Consider the following 13,492-nt stretch of genomic DNA (forward strand, 5'->3'; position numbering starts at 1 on the left):
TCACGCTGAACGAGGATCAGACCTCCATCAACTCTGCTTCTTTGCGCTTGACCAACTCGTCGACCGACGCGGTGTACTTGGACGTGGTCTTGTCCAACTCGTTCTCGGCGCGGACCACGTCGTCCTCGCCTGCTTCGCCGTCCTTCTGAATGCGCTTGAGCTCTTCCATCGTCTTACGACGGACGTTGCGGATGGACACTTTCGCGTCCTCTCCCTTGCCCTTCGCCTGCTTCACGAACTCGCGGCGACGTTCTTCCGTCAACTGCGGAACACCGATACGAATGAGGTTGCCGTCGTTGGTCGGATTGACACCGAGATCCGAGTTGCGGATGGCGGTCTCGATGGGCCCGAGCTGCGCGGCTTCGTACGGCTTGATGACGACGAGACGAGCTTCGGGAACGTTGATGCTCGCCAGCTGTGTGATGGGAGTCAGCGCGCCGTAGTACTCGACGACGATACGGTTGAACATGCCTGGATTCGCTCGGCCGGTACGGATGGTCGACAGGTCGTCCCGTGCAACGGTGACCGCCTTTTCCATTCTTTCCTCGGCGTCGAAGAGAGCTTCGTCAATCACGGTCTGTCCTCCATCGTCCTCGTTCGTGATCCAGCACGTTCGTGTGGTGGTCTGCGCGGGTCACGACTGCACCAGTGTTCCGATCTTCTCACCCGCGACAGCACGGGCGATGTTGCCCTGAGTCAGCAGGTTGAACACCATGATCGGCATCTGGTTGTCCATACAGAGGCTGAACGCGGTGGCGTCGGCGACCTTCAGACCCTTCTCGATGACCTGACGGTGGGTGATCGAGTCGTACATCGTCGCGTCGGGGTCCAGGCGCGGATCCGCCGAGTACACCCCGTCGACTGCCTTCGCCATCAGGAGTACCTCGGCGCCGATCTCGAGGGCGCGCTGCGCCGCCGTGGTGTCGGTGGAGAAATACGGCATGCCCATCCCGGCACCGAAGATGACGACGCGGCCCTTCTCCAGATGCCTGCGGGCTCGCAGCGGCAGGTACGGCTCGGCGACCTGGCCCATCGTGATGGCGGTCTGCACACGAGTCGCAACACCCTGCTTCTCGAGGAAGTCCTGCAGCGCAAGGCAGTTCATGACGGTTCCGAGCATGCCCATGTAGTCGGACCGTGACCGGTCCATACCGCGGACCTGAAGTTCGGCACCGCGGAAGAAATTGCCTCCTCCGATGACGACGGCGACCTGAACGCCGGTCGCGACGACCTCGGCGATCTGCTCTGCGACGTTGTTGACGACGTCCGGGTCGAGGCCCACTTGCCCTCCGCCGAACATCTCACCGCCCAGCTTGAGCATCACACGCTTGAATCCGGGGCGGTCGGTGGCGGGATCGGTCATTGCTCTCCTCGGTACTCGCCTGTCGAATGCGCACGGTGAACACGGCGCGTTCACACTGCACCGTTGCTCTCATCCTGCCTTATGGGGGCGACGTCCGACGCATCCGCCGCCGGGCAAGTCGGGTCCGTCGAAGTGGCTCCCCACACAGCAATGCCGTTCGCCCGACGGTGCAGCCGGGCGAACGGCATCGCTGGTCGATCTATCGATCCGTGTGGATCAGTTCGAGCCGACCTCGAAGCGAGCGAAGCGCACCAGAGTGACGCCTGCCTCGTCGAGGATCTTCTGGACGGACTTCTTGGAGTCCTGGACCGAGGACTGCTCGGTCAGCACGACATCCTTGAAGAAGCCGTTGACACGGCCTTCGATGATCTTCGGCAGAGCCTGCTCGGGCTTGCCTTCCTCGCGTGCGGTCTCCTCGGCGATGCGACGCTCGGAAGCGACGATCTCCTCGGGAACCTCGTCGCGAGTGACGTACTTGGCCTTGAGAGCTGCAACCTGCATTGCGGCGCCGCGAGCAGCCTCGGCTGCTGCCTCGCCCTCACCGGTGTACTCGACGAGCACGCCGACGGCGGGCGGAAGGTCCGCGCTGCGCTTGTGCAGGTAGGTGGCGACAGGTCCGTCGAAGGACACGACGCGACGAATCTCGAGCTTCTCGCCGATCTTCGCGGACAGCTCCTGCAGAGCGGTGTCGACGGTCTTGCCGTTCAGGTCGAGCGCCTTGAGTGCGTCGACGTCTGCAGGCTTGCCTTCGGCAGCAACTGCTGCGACCGAATCCGCGAACGCCTGGAACTCTTCGTTCTTGGCGACGAAGTCGGTCTCGGAGTTGATCTCGACCAGGACGCCGCCCTTGGCGACGACGAGGCCTTCGGCGGTGGAACGCTCGGCACGCTTGCCGACGTCCTTGGCGCCCTTGATGCGCAGCTGCTCGACAGCCTTGTCGAAGTCTCCGTCGGTCTCGGCAAGTGCGTTCTTGCAGTCCATCATTCCGGAGCCGGTGAGCTCGCGGAGCCGCTTCACGTCAGCGGCGGTGTAGTTCGCCATGTCGGGCGACCCTCCTGAAAATGCTGTGGGTGGGCAAAGCTTGGAACGTCACGATCCGCAGAAAAGGCCCCGAGCGGCGCGCTCACGCCGATCGGGACCTGTTCGATCATGCCTGCGGTGCGGATGCTTCTTCGGTTGCAGCGTCGGCGACGGGCGCCTCGGCAGCAGCTTCCTGCGTGGCCTCGGCCGCGGGCGAAGCCTGCGCGAGCTGCTCGAGCTCCCACTCTGCGAGAGGCTCGCCTGCGCCGACCTCGGGCTTTGCGTCGGTGCTCGTGTTCAGGCCCGCGCGAGCCTGGACGCCCTCGGCGACTGCCGATGCGACGACCTTGGTCAGCAGTGCTGCGGAACGGATCGCATCGTCGTTACCCGGGATCGGGTAGTCGACGACGTCGGGGTCGCAGTTGGTGTCGAGGATCGCGATGACCGGGATCTTCAGCTTGCGAGCCTCGCCGACGGCGATGTGCTCCTTGTTGGTGTCGACGATCCAGATGGCCGACGGAACCTTGGCCATGTCGCGGATACCACCGAGGGTGCGGTCCAGCTTGGTCATCTCACGCGTGAGCATGAGAATTTCCTTCTTGGTGCGTCCCTCGAAGCCGCCGGTCTGCTCCATTGCCTCGAGCTCCTTGAGGCGGAGAAGACGCTTGTGGACCGTCTGGAAGTTGGTGAGCATGCCACCGAGCCAGCGCTGGTTCACGTAGGGCATGCCCACGCGAGTTGCTTCAGCGGCGATGGACTCCTGCGCCTGCTTCTTCGTGCCGACGAACAGGACGGTGCCGCCGTGAGCGACAGTCTCCTTGACGAACTCGTAAGCCTTGTCGATGAAGGTCAGCGTCTGCTGCAAGTCGATGATGTAGATGCCGTTGCGGTCGGTGAAGATGAAACGCTTCATCTTCGGGTTCCAGCGACGGGTCTGATGTCCGAAGTGTGTGCCGCTGTCGAGCAGCTGCTTCATGGTTACTACAGCCATGGCTGAATAACTCTCTTTCGATTGCCGGTTGACGCAGGGTGCCGTGTGACCCCTGCCCTGGCGACCGCTGACTGCCGGACCCACTTCGAGAAGCAGGACCGCCCGACAGCCCAGTTATGCGGAGGGAGCCATCGAAATGGCCGACCACATGACGCGGACGCGCGAAGTCGACCCATGCATGCACAGGTCGCCCGGTAAGTGTACGGCTTCGCCGGCTGCATACATAACCAGGCCCGACGGTCAAGACGAATCGACAGTTGTGGATGAATTTCGGGGCTGTCCACAGTTACCGTTTCGATACTCCACGCGAGCGCCGATCAGGTGACGCTGAACACCGTGAAACGCCTGCTCTTCGTGGTCCTGCTACTGCCGATGCTCACGGTCCCCGTCTCACTCGGGGTTGCCGACGCGTCGCCGTCCGATCGCTTCGTGTGGCCGCTGACGCCGCGTCCCGTCGTCGCCGTGGCGTTCGACCCACCCGAACACGACTGGCTCCCCGGCCACCGCGGCGTCGATCTACAGGGCTCCGCCGGACAACAGGTGTCGGCCGCGGGCGCCGGGGCCGTCGTGTTCGCCGGGTCCGTTGCGGGCAAGCCCGTCGTGTCGATCGACCACCCGAACGGCCTGCGCACCACCTACGAACCCGTGGTTGCGTCCGTCTCCGTCGGTGACCGCGTCCGTTCCGGTGATCCGATCGGGGTACTCGAACCGGGTCACGCAGGGTGCGCCGACCCGTGCTTGCACTGGGGCGTGCGACGAGACCGTGACTATCTCGACCCGCTGCGATTGGTCGGCGCGACGCGCATCGTCCTCAAGCCCCTCGCTCCTGCCTGAGGACGGTCAGCGCCAGCTCGGTCCCGAATGGCGACCCGTCGCGGCCGGGAAGTCGTCGGCGACCATCGCGGCGAGTTCGACGAAGGCCGCACGGGTCTGCGGGCGAAGCAGATTCAGGTCGACGACGGCACCCTCGGCGAGATGTTCGTCGAACGGCACGACGAGCACTGCGCGGCATCGTTCGAGAAAGTGCTGTGTGAGCAGGTTCATGTCGACGGCGGACGAACCCGGCCGAACGGAACTGATCACGACGACGGTGCGCTCCACCAGGTGCCCGTACCCGTGCAGCTGCAACCAGTCCAATGTTGCTGCGGCACTACGAGCCCCGTCGACGGCGGGCGACGACACGAGAACGAGCGCATTGGCGAGCTGCAGGACGCCGTTCATCGCCGAATGCATGATGCCGGTACCGCAGTCGGTGAGAATCAGGTTGTAGTACACCTGCAGCATCTCGATGACCGATCGATAGTCCTGCTCGCCGAACATCTCCGACGCGGCCGGATCACGTTCCCCCGCAAGCACTTCGAGCCTGCTCGGCGCCTGCGACGTGTGCGCCCTGATGTCGGAGTACCGCTTGATGTTCTCCGCGTCGGCCAGCAGATTCCGCACCGTCGACGACGTCTGACGTGGAACACGCTCGCCGAGTGTGCCGAAGTCCGGGTTGGCGTCGACTGCGATGACGCAGTCCCCTCGCAGCGACGCGAACGTGGACCCGAGACCCAACGCTGTCGTGGTCTTGCCCACCCCACCCTTGAGGGACAGAAATGCGATTCGGTAGTCCCCCATCACGGGTTGCCTGATTCGGTCGACCTGGTTGCGGTAGCGCTCCTCGGCCGTCGACTCACCGGGATTGATGACTCCGCCGGTCAATCGGTGCACGCCCCGGCGCCATCCCGACGTCGACGCCCTGCGCGGCCGCTTGAGCAGAGCGTCGGGCACGAGGTCCTGGCTCGTCGGCTCGTACTGTCGACCGGCAGGCCGAGGCGGTTCCTGTGCACCTGCTGGATCTGCCCACGGCGGGGTCCAGTTCTCGGTACCTGGCGAACGCGTCGGGCCGGGCTGGCTCTGTCCTTGCGAAGCCTGCGGCACAGCACCCGCGCCGGGATCCCGATCCGGTGGCGTGTACCGCGGAGGTCGTCGATCCGGGCGTGGGGACTGCCACGGCGGAGCTTGGCGGTCGCCGTTCATCGACGCCTCGCCGGCTTGGAAAGTGTCGGCACCGAGTGGCGCAGGGCCAAGAGGGACAGGATTCGAACGAAACGGCCGACCTGGACGCACCTGATCATGGATCGACCACGCGGCTGACGTGCCTTGTGGTTGTTCGCGGTCCACGGCTCCCCCGTATACGGATTTGGTGATCGATTCGGACTTCCATACGTGTGTGCCCGACAATACTGTGCACGCGGTTTGTTTCGCCACGACGCTACCAAATACTCGTGTCCACAGCTCGACGCCGATGTCATGCTCGCGGGTGCGCTCGATCGTGGACGGAACGCAGTCGCTCCACCGAGACGTGCGTGTAGATCTGAGTCGTCGCCAATGACGCGTGTCCCAACAATTCCTGGACCACGCGCAGATCCGCGCCGCCTTCCAACAGATGGGTGGCTGCCGAATGGCGTAGACCGTGCGGACCCATGTCCGGCGCGCCGGGCACTGCGTCGAGAACGTCGTGCACGGCGGTGCGCGCCTGACGTGGATCGATACGGCCGCCCCGCCTACCGAGCAACAGCGCCGCGCCCGACCGTTCGTTCACCAGCTTCGGGCGTCCGTGCGTGACCCACGCCTCGATCGCCTGTGCAGCGGGAACGCCGTAGGGCGCCGACCGCTCCTTGTTGCCCTTGCCCAGGACCCGCACGAGGCGCCTGGCGGTGTCGACGTCGTCCATGTCGAGGCCGCACAGTTCACCGACTCGAATACCGGTGGCGTACAGCATCTCCACGATGAGACAGTCTCGCAGTGCGATCGGATCTCGTTCGGCTGCACCGGATTCGGCGGCGACGAGCGCATCGGTTGCGTGGCCTGGTTTCAGCACGGTCGGCAGAGATCTCTTCGCCGACGGTGACGACAGCCGCAGCGCCGGGTCCGTATCGATGCGGCCGGTTCGGGTCAGCCAGGCCGTCAACGCCCTGGCCGACGAAGTCCGGCGTGCTATCGACGATCGCGCCGAACCCGATCGCGCCTGCTGCGCCAACCAGGCTCGCAGCAATGTGAGATCGAGGTCTGCGACGGACTCGGAACTGCGCTCCTGCGCAAGGTAACCAAGCAGCGACTCCGCGTCGGCGGCATAGGCCCGAATCGTGTGGAGCGACCGATCCCTGCCGAGGCGGAGGTACTCCGAGTACTCGTCGAGTAGATCCCTGAACACCGGCGGCAACGCCTCGCGTCGCGCAGCTCCTGGTTCGGACATGGCCTCAGCCTGACCGTTCGACGGCTCTCGGGCAACCGGACGCGCCGACGACCCGACGTGCCCGGGTGCATCGACCCGACCGATGCTCAGCTGCTCGCGCCTGCCTCGGCCTCCGCCAGTTCGCGCTTCCACACGCGGAACGTCTCCTCGGTGCGCCCCCGTCGCCAGTATCCGGAGATCGACGCCCACTCGGCGGAGACGCCGCGTTCCTTGCGTACGTAACTGCGAAGGTTGTGCATCACCGCCTGTGCCTCTCCGTGGATGAAGACCTGCGCCTGGCCTGGCAACCATTCCGTGTTGCGCACGGCCTCGATCAACGGGGCATTGTCTCCCGCCTTGTCCTCCGCGACCTCGTTGGACGGCGCACCGCGGTGGACCCACGTGACGTCGACGACTGCGAGAGTCTCCATGTAGATCTCGTCCTTGCGATCGGCCACCTCGATGAACACCTTCGCGATCGCGTCCTCCGGCAACTTCTCGACGGCCGCCGAGATGGCCGGGATCGCCGACTCGTCCCCGGCCAACAGGTGCCAATCCGCGTCGGCGCGTGGCGTGTACGCGCCGTTGGGGCCGTACAGGCCGATGGTGTCGCCCGGCTGCGCCTTGGCGGCCCACGGGCCCGCGACGCCCTCGTCGCCGTGGACGACGAAATCGATGGCGATCTCACGGGCAGCGGTGTCGACGGATCGGATCGTGTAGGTACGCATGATCTCGTCACCCTCGGGCCCGAAGATCAATTTGACGTACGAATCCGTGAAATCGACCGGCTCGAAATCGTCGAACCCGGGGTCGCCCAGGTAGACCCGCTGCATGTGCGGTGTCAGCGCCTCGGTTCGAAGGACGGTCAGGGTCGTCTTGCGTCGTGCCACGTGGTCAGCCTTTCCGAGCTGCTCGAGCGTTGTCTGAAGTCTTTTCGAGTAAGTGTTGCCTAATCAGGCTACCGGGCGGCACACGCCGCGTGTTCGTTCACATCCTGACCACGCGAAACCACCCTGTCTCGTCGCTGGCGACGAACCCCTCCAGCTCCAGCAACGGCAGCACCGAGCGCACCTTGGTGAGCGGAAGCGACGACAGCTCGGACAGTTCCCGAGGAGACAGCGTCCCGGACGCAGGTAACGCCTCGTAGACACGCAACGCCGAGTCGGACAAGGCGTCGACGTCGCGAAACATGGACGGGCGCCCCTCGTCGACCTCGCCGACGGCACCCGCTTCGGCGACGACGTCGTGAGCATCGGCGACCAGACGCGCCTCGCCCTCGCGAATCATGCGGTGGCATCCCTTCGACGACGCCGAGGTCACCGGTCCCGGTACGGCCAGCACCGGCCTGCCGAGCTTGCGCGCCCACGCAGCGGTGTTGCGTGCCCCGCTTCTCCACCCGGCCTCGACGACCACGACAGCCGAACCGAAGCCTGCGACGAGCCTGTTCCGAGAAAGAAACCTGTGTTTCGCCGGCGTCGTTCCCGGTGCGTACTCACTGACGACAGCTCCGGACTCCTTGATGCGGCCGAGCAGACGGGCGTGTCCCGACGGGTATGCCCGGTCGATTCCACACGCCAGGACGGCGACGGTCGTGCCGCCGACGCCCAACGCGGACCGGTGGGCGGCGGCGTCGATCCCGAATGCCGCACCGGACACGATCGTCCAGCCGTCGACCGCGAGGTCACCCGATATCTCGGCGGTCACGTGTTCGCCGTACGCGCTGGCCGCTCTGGTTCCGACGACCGACACCGCACGTTCGCCGAGCGTGTCGAGCGGTTTCTTCCCGAGTACCCACAACGCGAACGGCGCGCAGTGGTCCGACGTCGTCGGCATCCCTGCGCCGTCGAAGGACAGAAACTGCCAGGTGGGCCATTCGTCGTCGTCGGGAGTGACGAGCCGCCCGCCCAACGCCGCAACCAGATTCAGATCTTCCTCCGCTGTGTCGATATGCGCGCGCACTTGAAGCCGCTCACCGAAACGGCCGTGGCCGAGCTCGATTCGTGCCTCCTCCGGCCCGGCCTCGGTGGCGAACTCGGCCAGCTCTCGATTGGGACCCTGAGCGACGCGGGACAGGTACGCCCACGCCAGTTGTCGATCACTGTGTGTCGTCATTTCGTTCCCCTGTCTCGAAAGTCGAGAGCCGCGCCGACCTCGTCGATGCCGGGCATGGTCCCGCCTGCCAGATCGCACAGCGTCCAACTGACCCGCAACGCCCGATCGGCACCGCGAGCGGTCAGAGATCCGTTTCGGAGTGCCCGCTCGATCGGGCGCACCGATTCTCGTGACAGCGTGAACTTCTGGCGCAGTGCCGGACCCGGTACCTCCGCGTTGGTGCGCCATCCGTAGTCGTGCCACCGTTCCGCCGCTGCGTCGCGCCGCGGTCACACGGGCGCGGACCACCTCGGTGGACTCACCCACTTCGTCGGTCAGTGCACCCGTCGCGATCGCTTTCATCGCGATCCTGAGATCGACCCGATCGAGCAGCGGCCCCGAGAGCTTCCCCAGATACTTGCGCCTCACCGTCGGGGTGCAAACACAGTCGGCGTCGCGCGCCGGGGCACACGGGCACGGATTCGCTGCGAGCACCAGCTGGAACCGAGCCGGGTATCGGGCCACGCCGTCGCGTCGTGCAATGCGAATCTCGCCGTCTTCCAACGGAGTTCGCAGAGATTCGAGCACCTTCACACCGATCTCGGCACACTCGTCGAGAAACAGGACCCCTCGGTGCGCCCTGCTGACCGCCCCTGGTTTCGCCATTCCAGACCCGCCGCCCACCATGGCACTGACCGTCGTCGAGTGATGCGGCGCGATGAACGGCGGCGCACTGATCAGCGGACTGTCGCCCGTCAGAGTGCCTGCGACGGAATGAATCGCGGTGACCTCGAGCGCCTCCTCGTCGGTCAGTGGGGGAAGAATCCCCGGCAGTCGCTGCGCCAGCATCGTCTTTCCGATTCCAGGTGGCCCGGTCAACATCACATGATGCGCGCCCGCTGCCGCCACCTCCAACGCCCACCGCGCCTCGGGTTGGCCCACCACCTCGCTCATGTCCGGATACACGACCGCGTCGTCCCAGACGTTCGGGATCGGACGGGTCAGATCGATCTCACCTCGCAGCCACCTCACGACATCCTTCAGCGATCGCGCTCCGAACACGTCCACCCCGTCGACGAGACCAGCCTCCGCGAGCGCGTGGATCGGCACCACCACCGAAGTCCATCCAGCTTTCTTCGCTGCCAACACAGCAGGCAGGACTCCCCGAATTCCTCGAAGCCGACCGTCGAGTGCCAGCTCCCCCAGGAACACCGTCCGGTGTACCGAGCCGCGCGGAATCTGCTTGTCCGCGTGCAGGACTGCCACCGCGAGCGCCAGATCGTAGACGGACCCTACCTTCGGCAGCGTCGCCGGAGAGAGCGCCAGGACGACCCGCGAATCAGGCCAAGTGCCATCCGAATTCGAGACAGCCGCCTTCACACGGTCACGGGATTCGTGCAATGCCGTGTCCGGCAACCCGACCAGATGGACACCGGGAAGTCCGCGTCCGATATCCGCCTCGATCTCGACGAGCTGACCGTCGACTCCGCTGACGGCAACGGAGAAAGCACGTCCCAGCGCCATCAGAACACCGCTTTCAGATGCGACACCACGGGGTCGCCGTCACGCGTCATCAGAATTGCGACGACGTCGAAACGCATTCGTACCCAGGGATACTCGTGCTTCTGCAGCCACGCCAAGGCCAAGGCACGGATACGTGCACGCTTGACGGGCGTCACCGATTCGGCCGGAGTGCCGTACTTGACCCCCGAGCGGGTCTTCACCTCGACGAACACCATGGTGTCGCCGTCACGCGCGACGATGTCCAGTTCGCCGTACCTGCACCGCCAATTCCTGTCGACGATCTCCATTCCGGCCTCGACCAGGAACAGTGCGGCGAACGCCTCGCCCCGAGCCCCCAACTCCGCATTCGACATCATTCCCCCAGTGATCATCGGTTCGCCGACTGCCGAACCCACTGCTCGACGATGCACTGCAGTACCGGCCGACCGAACTGAGAACGCCAGGTCGAGATTCGACCTGTGGATGGGCCAGCACCTGTGGATGAACGGGCATCTGTGCCCCCGGCCCCGTAGAACACTGTCGGAGCCGTGTGCTCACGCGGGCACTGGTCGCTCGATCACGGTCCCGGAAACGCCTCGATGCCCCGACCGAAACTCGGTCGGGGCATCGAATGTCGTGGCTGGCTGTTGAATCAGCTCAGTGCGCGGCCTCGTAGGCAGCCTGCACGTCCTGGCTTATCCGTCCGCGAGCACTGACGTCGTACCCGTTCTCGCGAGCCCACGCTCGAACGTCCTGCAAATCGACTTTTCCGCGAGCAGGTGCGGCGGAGACTTTCTTGCTTTTGCGACCGGACACCTTCTCCGCGTGTTCGATCCAGAACGCCAACTGCTCGTGCAATTCGTTCGCATGCTTCAAGTTCAGGTCGATCCGGTACAGAGTGCCGTCGATACCGAATTCGATGGATTCGCCCTGACCTTCTTTGATGACCGACCCGTCGACGTCGTCGACCATTTGGACCAGTGTCTTACGCGCCATATCCGAACCTCTAACAGTCAAGGAATGATGTATTACGTTTGTACCACCCGTAACACGGATCGGACAAAACAATCACGAAATCCACAGTTTTCTTTCAGAAACAATCATCGCAAGAATACGGCTCGATTCCGGTTTCCGATCGAGCGAAAAGTGAAGCGGCACATCGAATCGACCGAAGAAATCACTGCTGAAGAATATGCCATGCAACTTGCCCGACAACGAGACCGACAGCGGCGAGCCCGATCAATTGACCGCAGACGACCAACGTCCGACGGGACCGCCGACGTCCGAACAGATAGATCACACCGGCGACGAGCAGCAGCCACACCGTCACGGACACTGTGGCTACTCCGGCAGCCGGAGATCGGGCTTGTCGAGTTCCTCGATATTGACGTCCTTGAACGTGATGACGCGAACGTGTTTGACGAACCGGGCGGGTCGATACATATCCCAGACCCACGAGTCCGACATACGAAGCTCGAAATAGATCTCACCGTCGGCGTTGTGCGGTATGAGTTCGACCGAGTTCGCGAGATAGAAACGACGTTCGGTCTCGACGACGTAGTTGAACTGGCCGACAATGTCCCGATACTCGCGATACAGCGAGAGCTCCATCTCGGTTTCGTACTTTTCGAGATCTTCGGCACTCATCGGTTTCTTCTCATCCTCCGTCTGCTTTCGTGAACGTCAATCATCGCGCACTGCTGTCGGTGCAGTCCATCCGACCCAACACCGACGCGACCGAGTCCACTCGCCCGGCCGCGGCGGCCGAGACGTTGGCATAGGACATCCGGTGCTCGGCGCAGGGCCCCAACTCCACCATCGCCGCCGCATGCGCCCTCGTGCTGTATCCCTTGTGCACTGCGAAACCGTACCCGGGGATCGCGTCGTCCATCTCGACCATGACGCGGTCGCGGGACACCTTCGCCAGCACGCTTGCGGCTGCGATACATGCTGCGGTGGCGTCGCCACCGATGACGGGCAACGACGGGGCAGGCAACCCCGGGACCCGGAATCCGTCGGTGAGTACGTACCCCGGCGCGATCCCGAGCCCGGCGACTGCGCGTCTCATACCTTCGATGTTCGCGACATGAAGTCCGATCCGGTCGATCTCCTGCGCCTCGATGAACACCACACTCCACGCGAGCGCGAGGCGTTGGATCTTCGGGAACAGCTGCTCGCGGCGCTTCTCGGTCAGTTTCTTGGAGTCGTCGAGATCGGCGAGCGACTCGTACCGCTTGGGTCCGAGCACGCATGCCGCGACGGTCAAGGGACCTGCACATGCGCCACGGCCCGCCTCGTCGACGCCTGCGACCGGCCCGAGCCCGTGGCGATCGAGCGCCGACTCCATCGTCCGCAGACCGGAGGACCTGCGGATGACGGGACGCGGTGGCCACGGTGGCCGACCGCGGGAACGGCTCGTACTGGATCTAGCCATCGATACTGCTCTGCTTCACTGTCCCTGAATGTCCGGCGAATCGAGGGTGCCCCAGCGCGACGGCGGTAGCGCGATGACGAACGCGCGACCGATGACGTTGTCGACCGGAACGGTCCCCATCAGTTCGTCCGACACATGGAACCGGGAGTCCGCAGAATTGCTGCGGTTGTCGCCCATCACCCACAGGTTGCCCTCGGGGACGGTGACCGCGGAGAAGCATCGCCCGGACTTGATCTCGGTGTCGCACGTCATGACGTCGGGTGTGAAGGGAAAGTCCATCTGGATGTAGGGCTCGTCGAGTGGTTTTCCGTCGACCAGAACACGCCCCTGATCGTCGCAGCACTCGACGGTCTGGCCGCCTGTGGCGATCACGCGCTTGACGAGGTCGTTCTCGTCCGGTGCGACGATGCCGATCAGCGAGCCGACTTCCTCGGCGCCGCGGATGATCGCATTCGACGACCGAGTGGACACGAACTCGCTGTTCCACGAATCCGGTCCACGGAACACGACGACGTCGCCGGGCTTCGGATCTCCGAATCGATAGCTGATCTTCTCGACGACGATGCGGTCGCCGGTGCATCCGGGGCAGCCGTGGAGAGTCGGCTCCATCGACTCGGAAGGAATCAGGTACACCCTCGCGATGAACGTCTGCAGAAGAAAGCTCAGGACGAGCGCGACGAGGATGAGAATCGGCAGCTCGCGCCAGAACGAACGAGGCTTCTTCTCTCGCTTTCGGTGTACGGGTCCGTCAGCGTCGGAATCCGATGTGTCGTTCGGATCGTACGAGGAATCAGCCACGGCACCAGATTAGCCGTACCGCCGTCGATGTCGGACGGTGCATCGATTCGTTCCGACGCATGTGGTGACAGG

The 13,492-nt window shown here is 64.5% G+C and carries 15 protein-coding genes and 1 pseudogene; 1 reads left to right on the plus strand and 15 read right to left on the minus strand.

The window, feature by feature from the left end; translation table 11 throughout:
• Window positions 1-16: 16 nt before the first annotated feature.
• From frr to rpsB, 4 genes are all read right to left on the minus strand, one after another.
• Window positions 17-574 (minus strand): ribosome recycling factor, encoded by a 558-nt coding sequence (frr, locus tag CHB96_RS02275; protein WP_089242905.1) that lies wholly within the window; start codon window positions 572-574, stop codon window positions 17-19.
• A 60-nt stretch (window positions 575-634) separates the two neighbouring features.
• Window positions 635-1,363, minus strand: coding sequence for a UMP kinase (pyrH, locus tag CHB96_RS02280; RefSeq protein ID WP_089242906.1), 729 nt, complete (start codon window positions 1,361-1,363; stop codon window positions 635-637).
• Between the two features lie 216 nt (window positions 1,364-1,579).
• Window positions 1,580-2,404 carry a translation elongation factor Ts gene (gene tsf, locus CHB96_RS02285; protein WP_089242907.1) on the minus strand — a complete coding sequence of 275 codons (825 nt, stop codon included), beginning with the start codon at window positions 2,402-2,404 and terminating at the stop codon, window positions 1,580-1,582.
• Between the two features lie 106 nt (window positions 2,405-2,510).
• On the minus strand, window positions 2,511-3,374 hold the full coding sequence (gene rpsB, locus CHB96_RS02290; protein WP_089242908.1) for a 30S ribosomal protein S2: 864 nt from the start codon (window positions 3,372-3,374) through the stop codon (window positions 2,511-2,513).
• A gap of 372 nt (window positions 3,375-3,746) precedes the next feature.
• On the opposite strand from rpsB, the gene CHB96_RS02295 reads away from it, so the two are divergent.
• The gene (locus tag CHB96_RS02295; RefSeq protein ID WP_089243083.1) at window positions 3,747-4,208 is read left to right on the plus strand and encodes a M23 family metallopeptidase; all 462 of its coding nucleotides are present in this window, start codon (window positions 3,747-3,749) and stop codon (window positions 4,206-4,208) included.
• Window positions 4,209-4,214: 6 nt separating this feature from the next.
• Here CHB96_RS02295 and CHB96_RS02300 read toward each other — a convergent pair whose 3' ends face one another.
• The 11 genes and pseudogenes from CHB96_RS02300 to lepB form a co-directional block, all read right to left on the minus strand.
• Window positions 4,215-5,396: a MinD/ParA family ATP-binding protein gene (locus CHB96_RS02300; RefSeq protein ID WP_342746233.1), complete on the minus strand. Its 1,182-nt coding sequence runs from the start codon at window positions 5,394-5,396 to the stop codon at window positions 4,215-4,217.
• 271 nt (window positions 5,397-5,667) lie between these two features.
• Window positions 5,668-6,615, minus strand: coding sequence for a tyrosine recombinase XerC (locus CHB96_RS02305; protein WP_089243084.1), 948 nt, complete (start codon window positions 6,613-6,615; stop codon window positions 5,668-5,670).
• Window positions 6,616-6,701: 86 nt separating this feature from the next.
• On the minus strand, window positions 6,702-7,484 hold the full coding sequence (locus tag CHB96_RS02310) for a siderophore-interacting protein (RefSeq protein WP_089242909.1): 783 nt from the start codon (window positions 7,482-7,484) through the stop codon (window positions 6,702-6,704).
• 97 nt (window positions 7,485-7,581) lie between these two features.
• The gene (gene dprA, locus CHB96_RS02315) at window positions 7,582-8,706 is read right to left on the minus strand and encodes a DNA-processing protein DprA (protein WP_089242910.1); all 1,125 of its coding nucleotides are present in this window, start codon (window positions 8,704-8,706) and stop codon (window positions 7,582-7,584) included.
• Window positions 8,703-10,209, minus strand: a pseudogene (locus tag CHB96_RS02320) (YifB family Mg chelatase-like AAA ATPase). The gene dprA and the pseudogene CHB96_RS02320 overlap by 4 nt, the downstream one beginning before the upstream one ends.
• Complete coding sequence (locus tag CHB96_RS02325) at window positions 10,209-10,565, minus strand: YraN family protein (protein WP_371828976.1); 357 nt, start codon at window positions 10,563-10,565, stop codon at window positions 10,209-10,211. The pseudogene CHB96_RS02320 and the gene CHB96_RS02325 overlap by 1 nt, the downstream one beginning before the upstream one ends.
• 280 nt (window positions 10,566-10,845) lie before the next feature.
• On the minus strand, window positions 10,846-11,184 hold the full coding sequence (locus CHB96_RS02330) for a histone-like nucleoid-structuring protein Lsr2 (protein WP_089242911.1): 339 nt from the start codon (window positions 11,182-11,184) through the stop codon (window positions 10,846-10,848).
• A gap of 181 nt (window positions 11,185-11,365) precedes the next feature.
• A complete protein-coding gene (locus tag CHB96_RS29550; protein WP_176444047.1) occupies window positions 11,366-11,518 on the minus strand; it encodes a hypothetical protein in 153 nt (50 codons plus the stop codon).
• Between the two features lie 11 nt (window positions 11,519-11,529).
• Window positions 11,530-11,835 carry a DUF2469 domain-containing protein gene (locus CHB96_RS02335; RefSeq protein ID WP_008717288.1) on the minus strand — a complete coding sequence of 102 codons (306 nt, stop codon included), beginning with the start codon at window positions 11,833-11,835 and terminating at the stop codon, window positions 11,530-11,532.
• A 40-nt stretch (window positions 11,836-11,875) separates the two neighbouring features.
• Window positions 11,876-12,622 (minus strand): ribonuclease HII, encoded by a 747-nt coding sequence (locus CHB96_RS02340; protein ID WP_089242912.1) that lies wholly within the window; start codon window positions 12,620-12,622, stop codon window positions 11,876-11,878.
• 15 nt (window positions 12,623-12,637) lie between these two features.
• Entirely contained in the window at window positions 12,638-13,420 is a 783-nt protein-coding gene (gene lepB / locus CHB96_RS02345) for a signal peptidase I (protein ID WP_089242913.1), read from the minus strand.
• Window positions 13,421-13,492 lie beyond the last annotated feature (72 nt).

Origin of the sequence: Rhodococcoides kyotonense (assembly GCF_900188125.1) — a bacterium.
GTDB classification, from domain to species: Bacteria; Actinomycetota; Actinomycetes; order Mycobacteriales; family Mycobacteriaceae; genus Rhodococcoides; species Rhodococcoides kyotonense.

Bases quoted from the DNA above. Each gene is read 5' to 3' on its own strand.
- rpsB (WP_089242908.1), bottom strand. From the start codon at position 3,374: ATGGCTGTAGTAACCATGAAGCAGCTGCTCGACAGCGGCACACACTTC.
- CHB96_RS02335 (WP_008717288.1), bottom strand. From the start codon at position 11,835: ATGAGTGCCGAAGATCTCGAAAAGTACGAAACCGAGATGGAGCTCTCG.
- CHB96_RS02300 (WP_342746233.1), bottom strand. From the start codon at position 5,396: ATGAACGGCGACCGCCAAGCTCCGCCGTGGCAGTCCCCACGCCCGGAT.
- dprA (WP_089242910.1), bottom strand. From the start codon at position 8,706: ATGACGACACACAGTGATCGACAACTGGCGTGGGCGTACCTGTCCCGC.
- pyrH (WP_089242906.1), bottom strand. From the start codon at position 1,363: ATGACCGATCCCGCCACCGACCGCCCCGGATTCAAGCGTGTGATGCTC.
- tsf (WP_089242907.1), bottom strand. From the start codon at position 2,404: ATGGCGAACTACACCGCCGCTGACGTGAAGCGGCTCCGCGAGCTCACC.
- CHB96_RS02295 (WP_089243083.1), top strand. From the start codon at position 3,747: ATGCTCACGGTCCCCGTCTCACTCGGGGTTGCCGACGCGTCGCCGTCC.
- CHB96_RS02305 (WP_089243084.1), bottom strand. From the start codon at position 6,615: ATGTCCGAACCAGGAGCTGCGCGACGCGAGGCGTTGCCGCCGGTGTTC.
- CHB96_RS02325 (WP_371828976.1), bottom strand. From the start codon at position 10,565: ATGATGTCGAATGCGGAGTTGGGGGCTCGGGGCGAGGCGTTCGCCGCA.
- CHB96_RS02330 (WP_089242911.1), bottom strand. From the start codon at position 11,184: ATGGCGCGTAAGACACTGGTCCAAATGGTCGACGACGTCGACGGGTCG.
- CHB96_RS02340 (WP_089242912.1), bottom strand. From the start codon at position 12,622: ATGGCTAGATCCAGTACGAGCCGTTCCCGCGGTCGGCCACCGTGGCCA.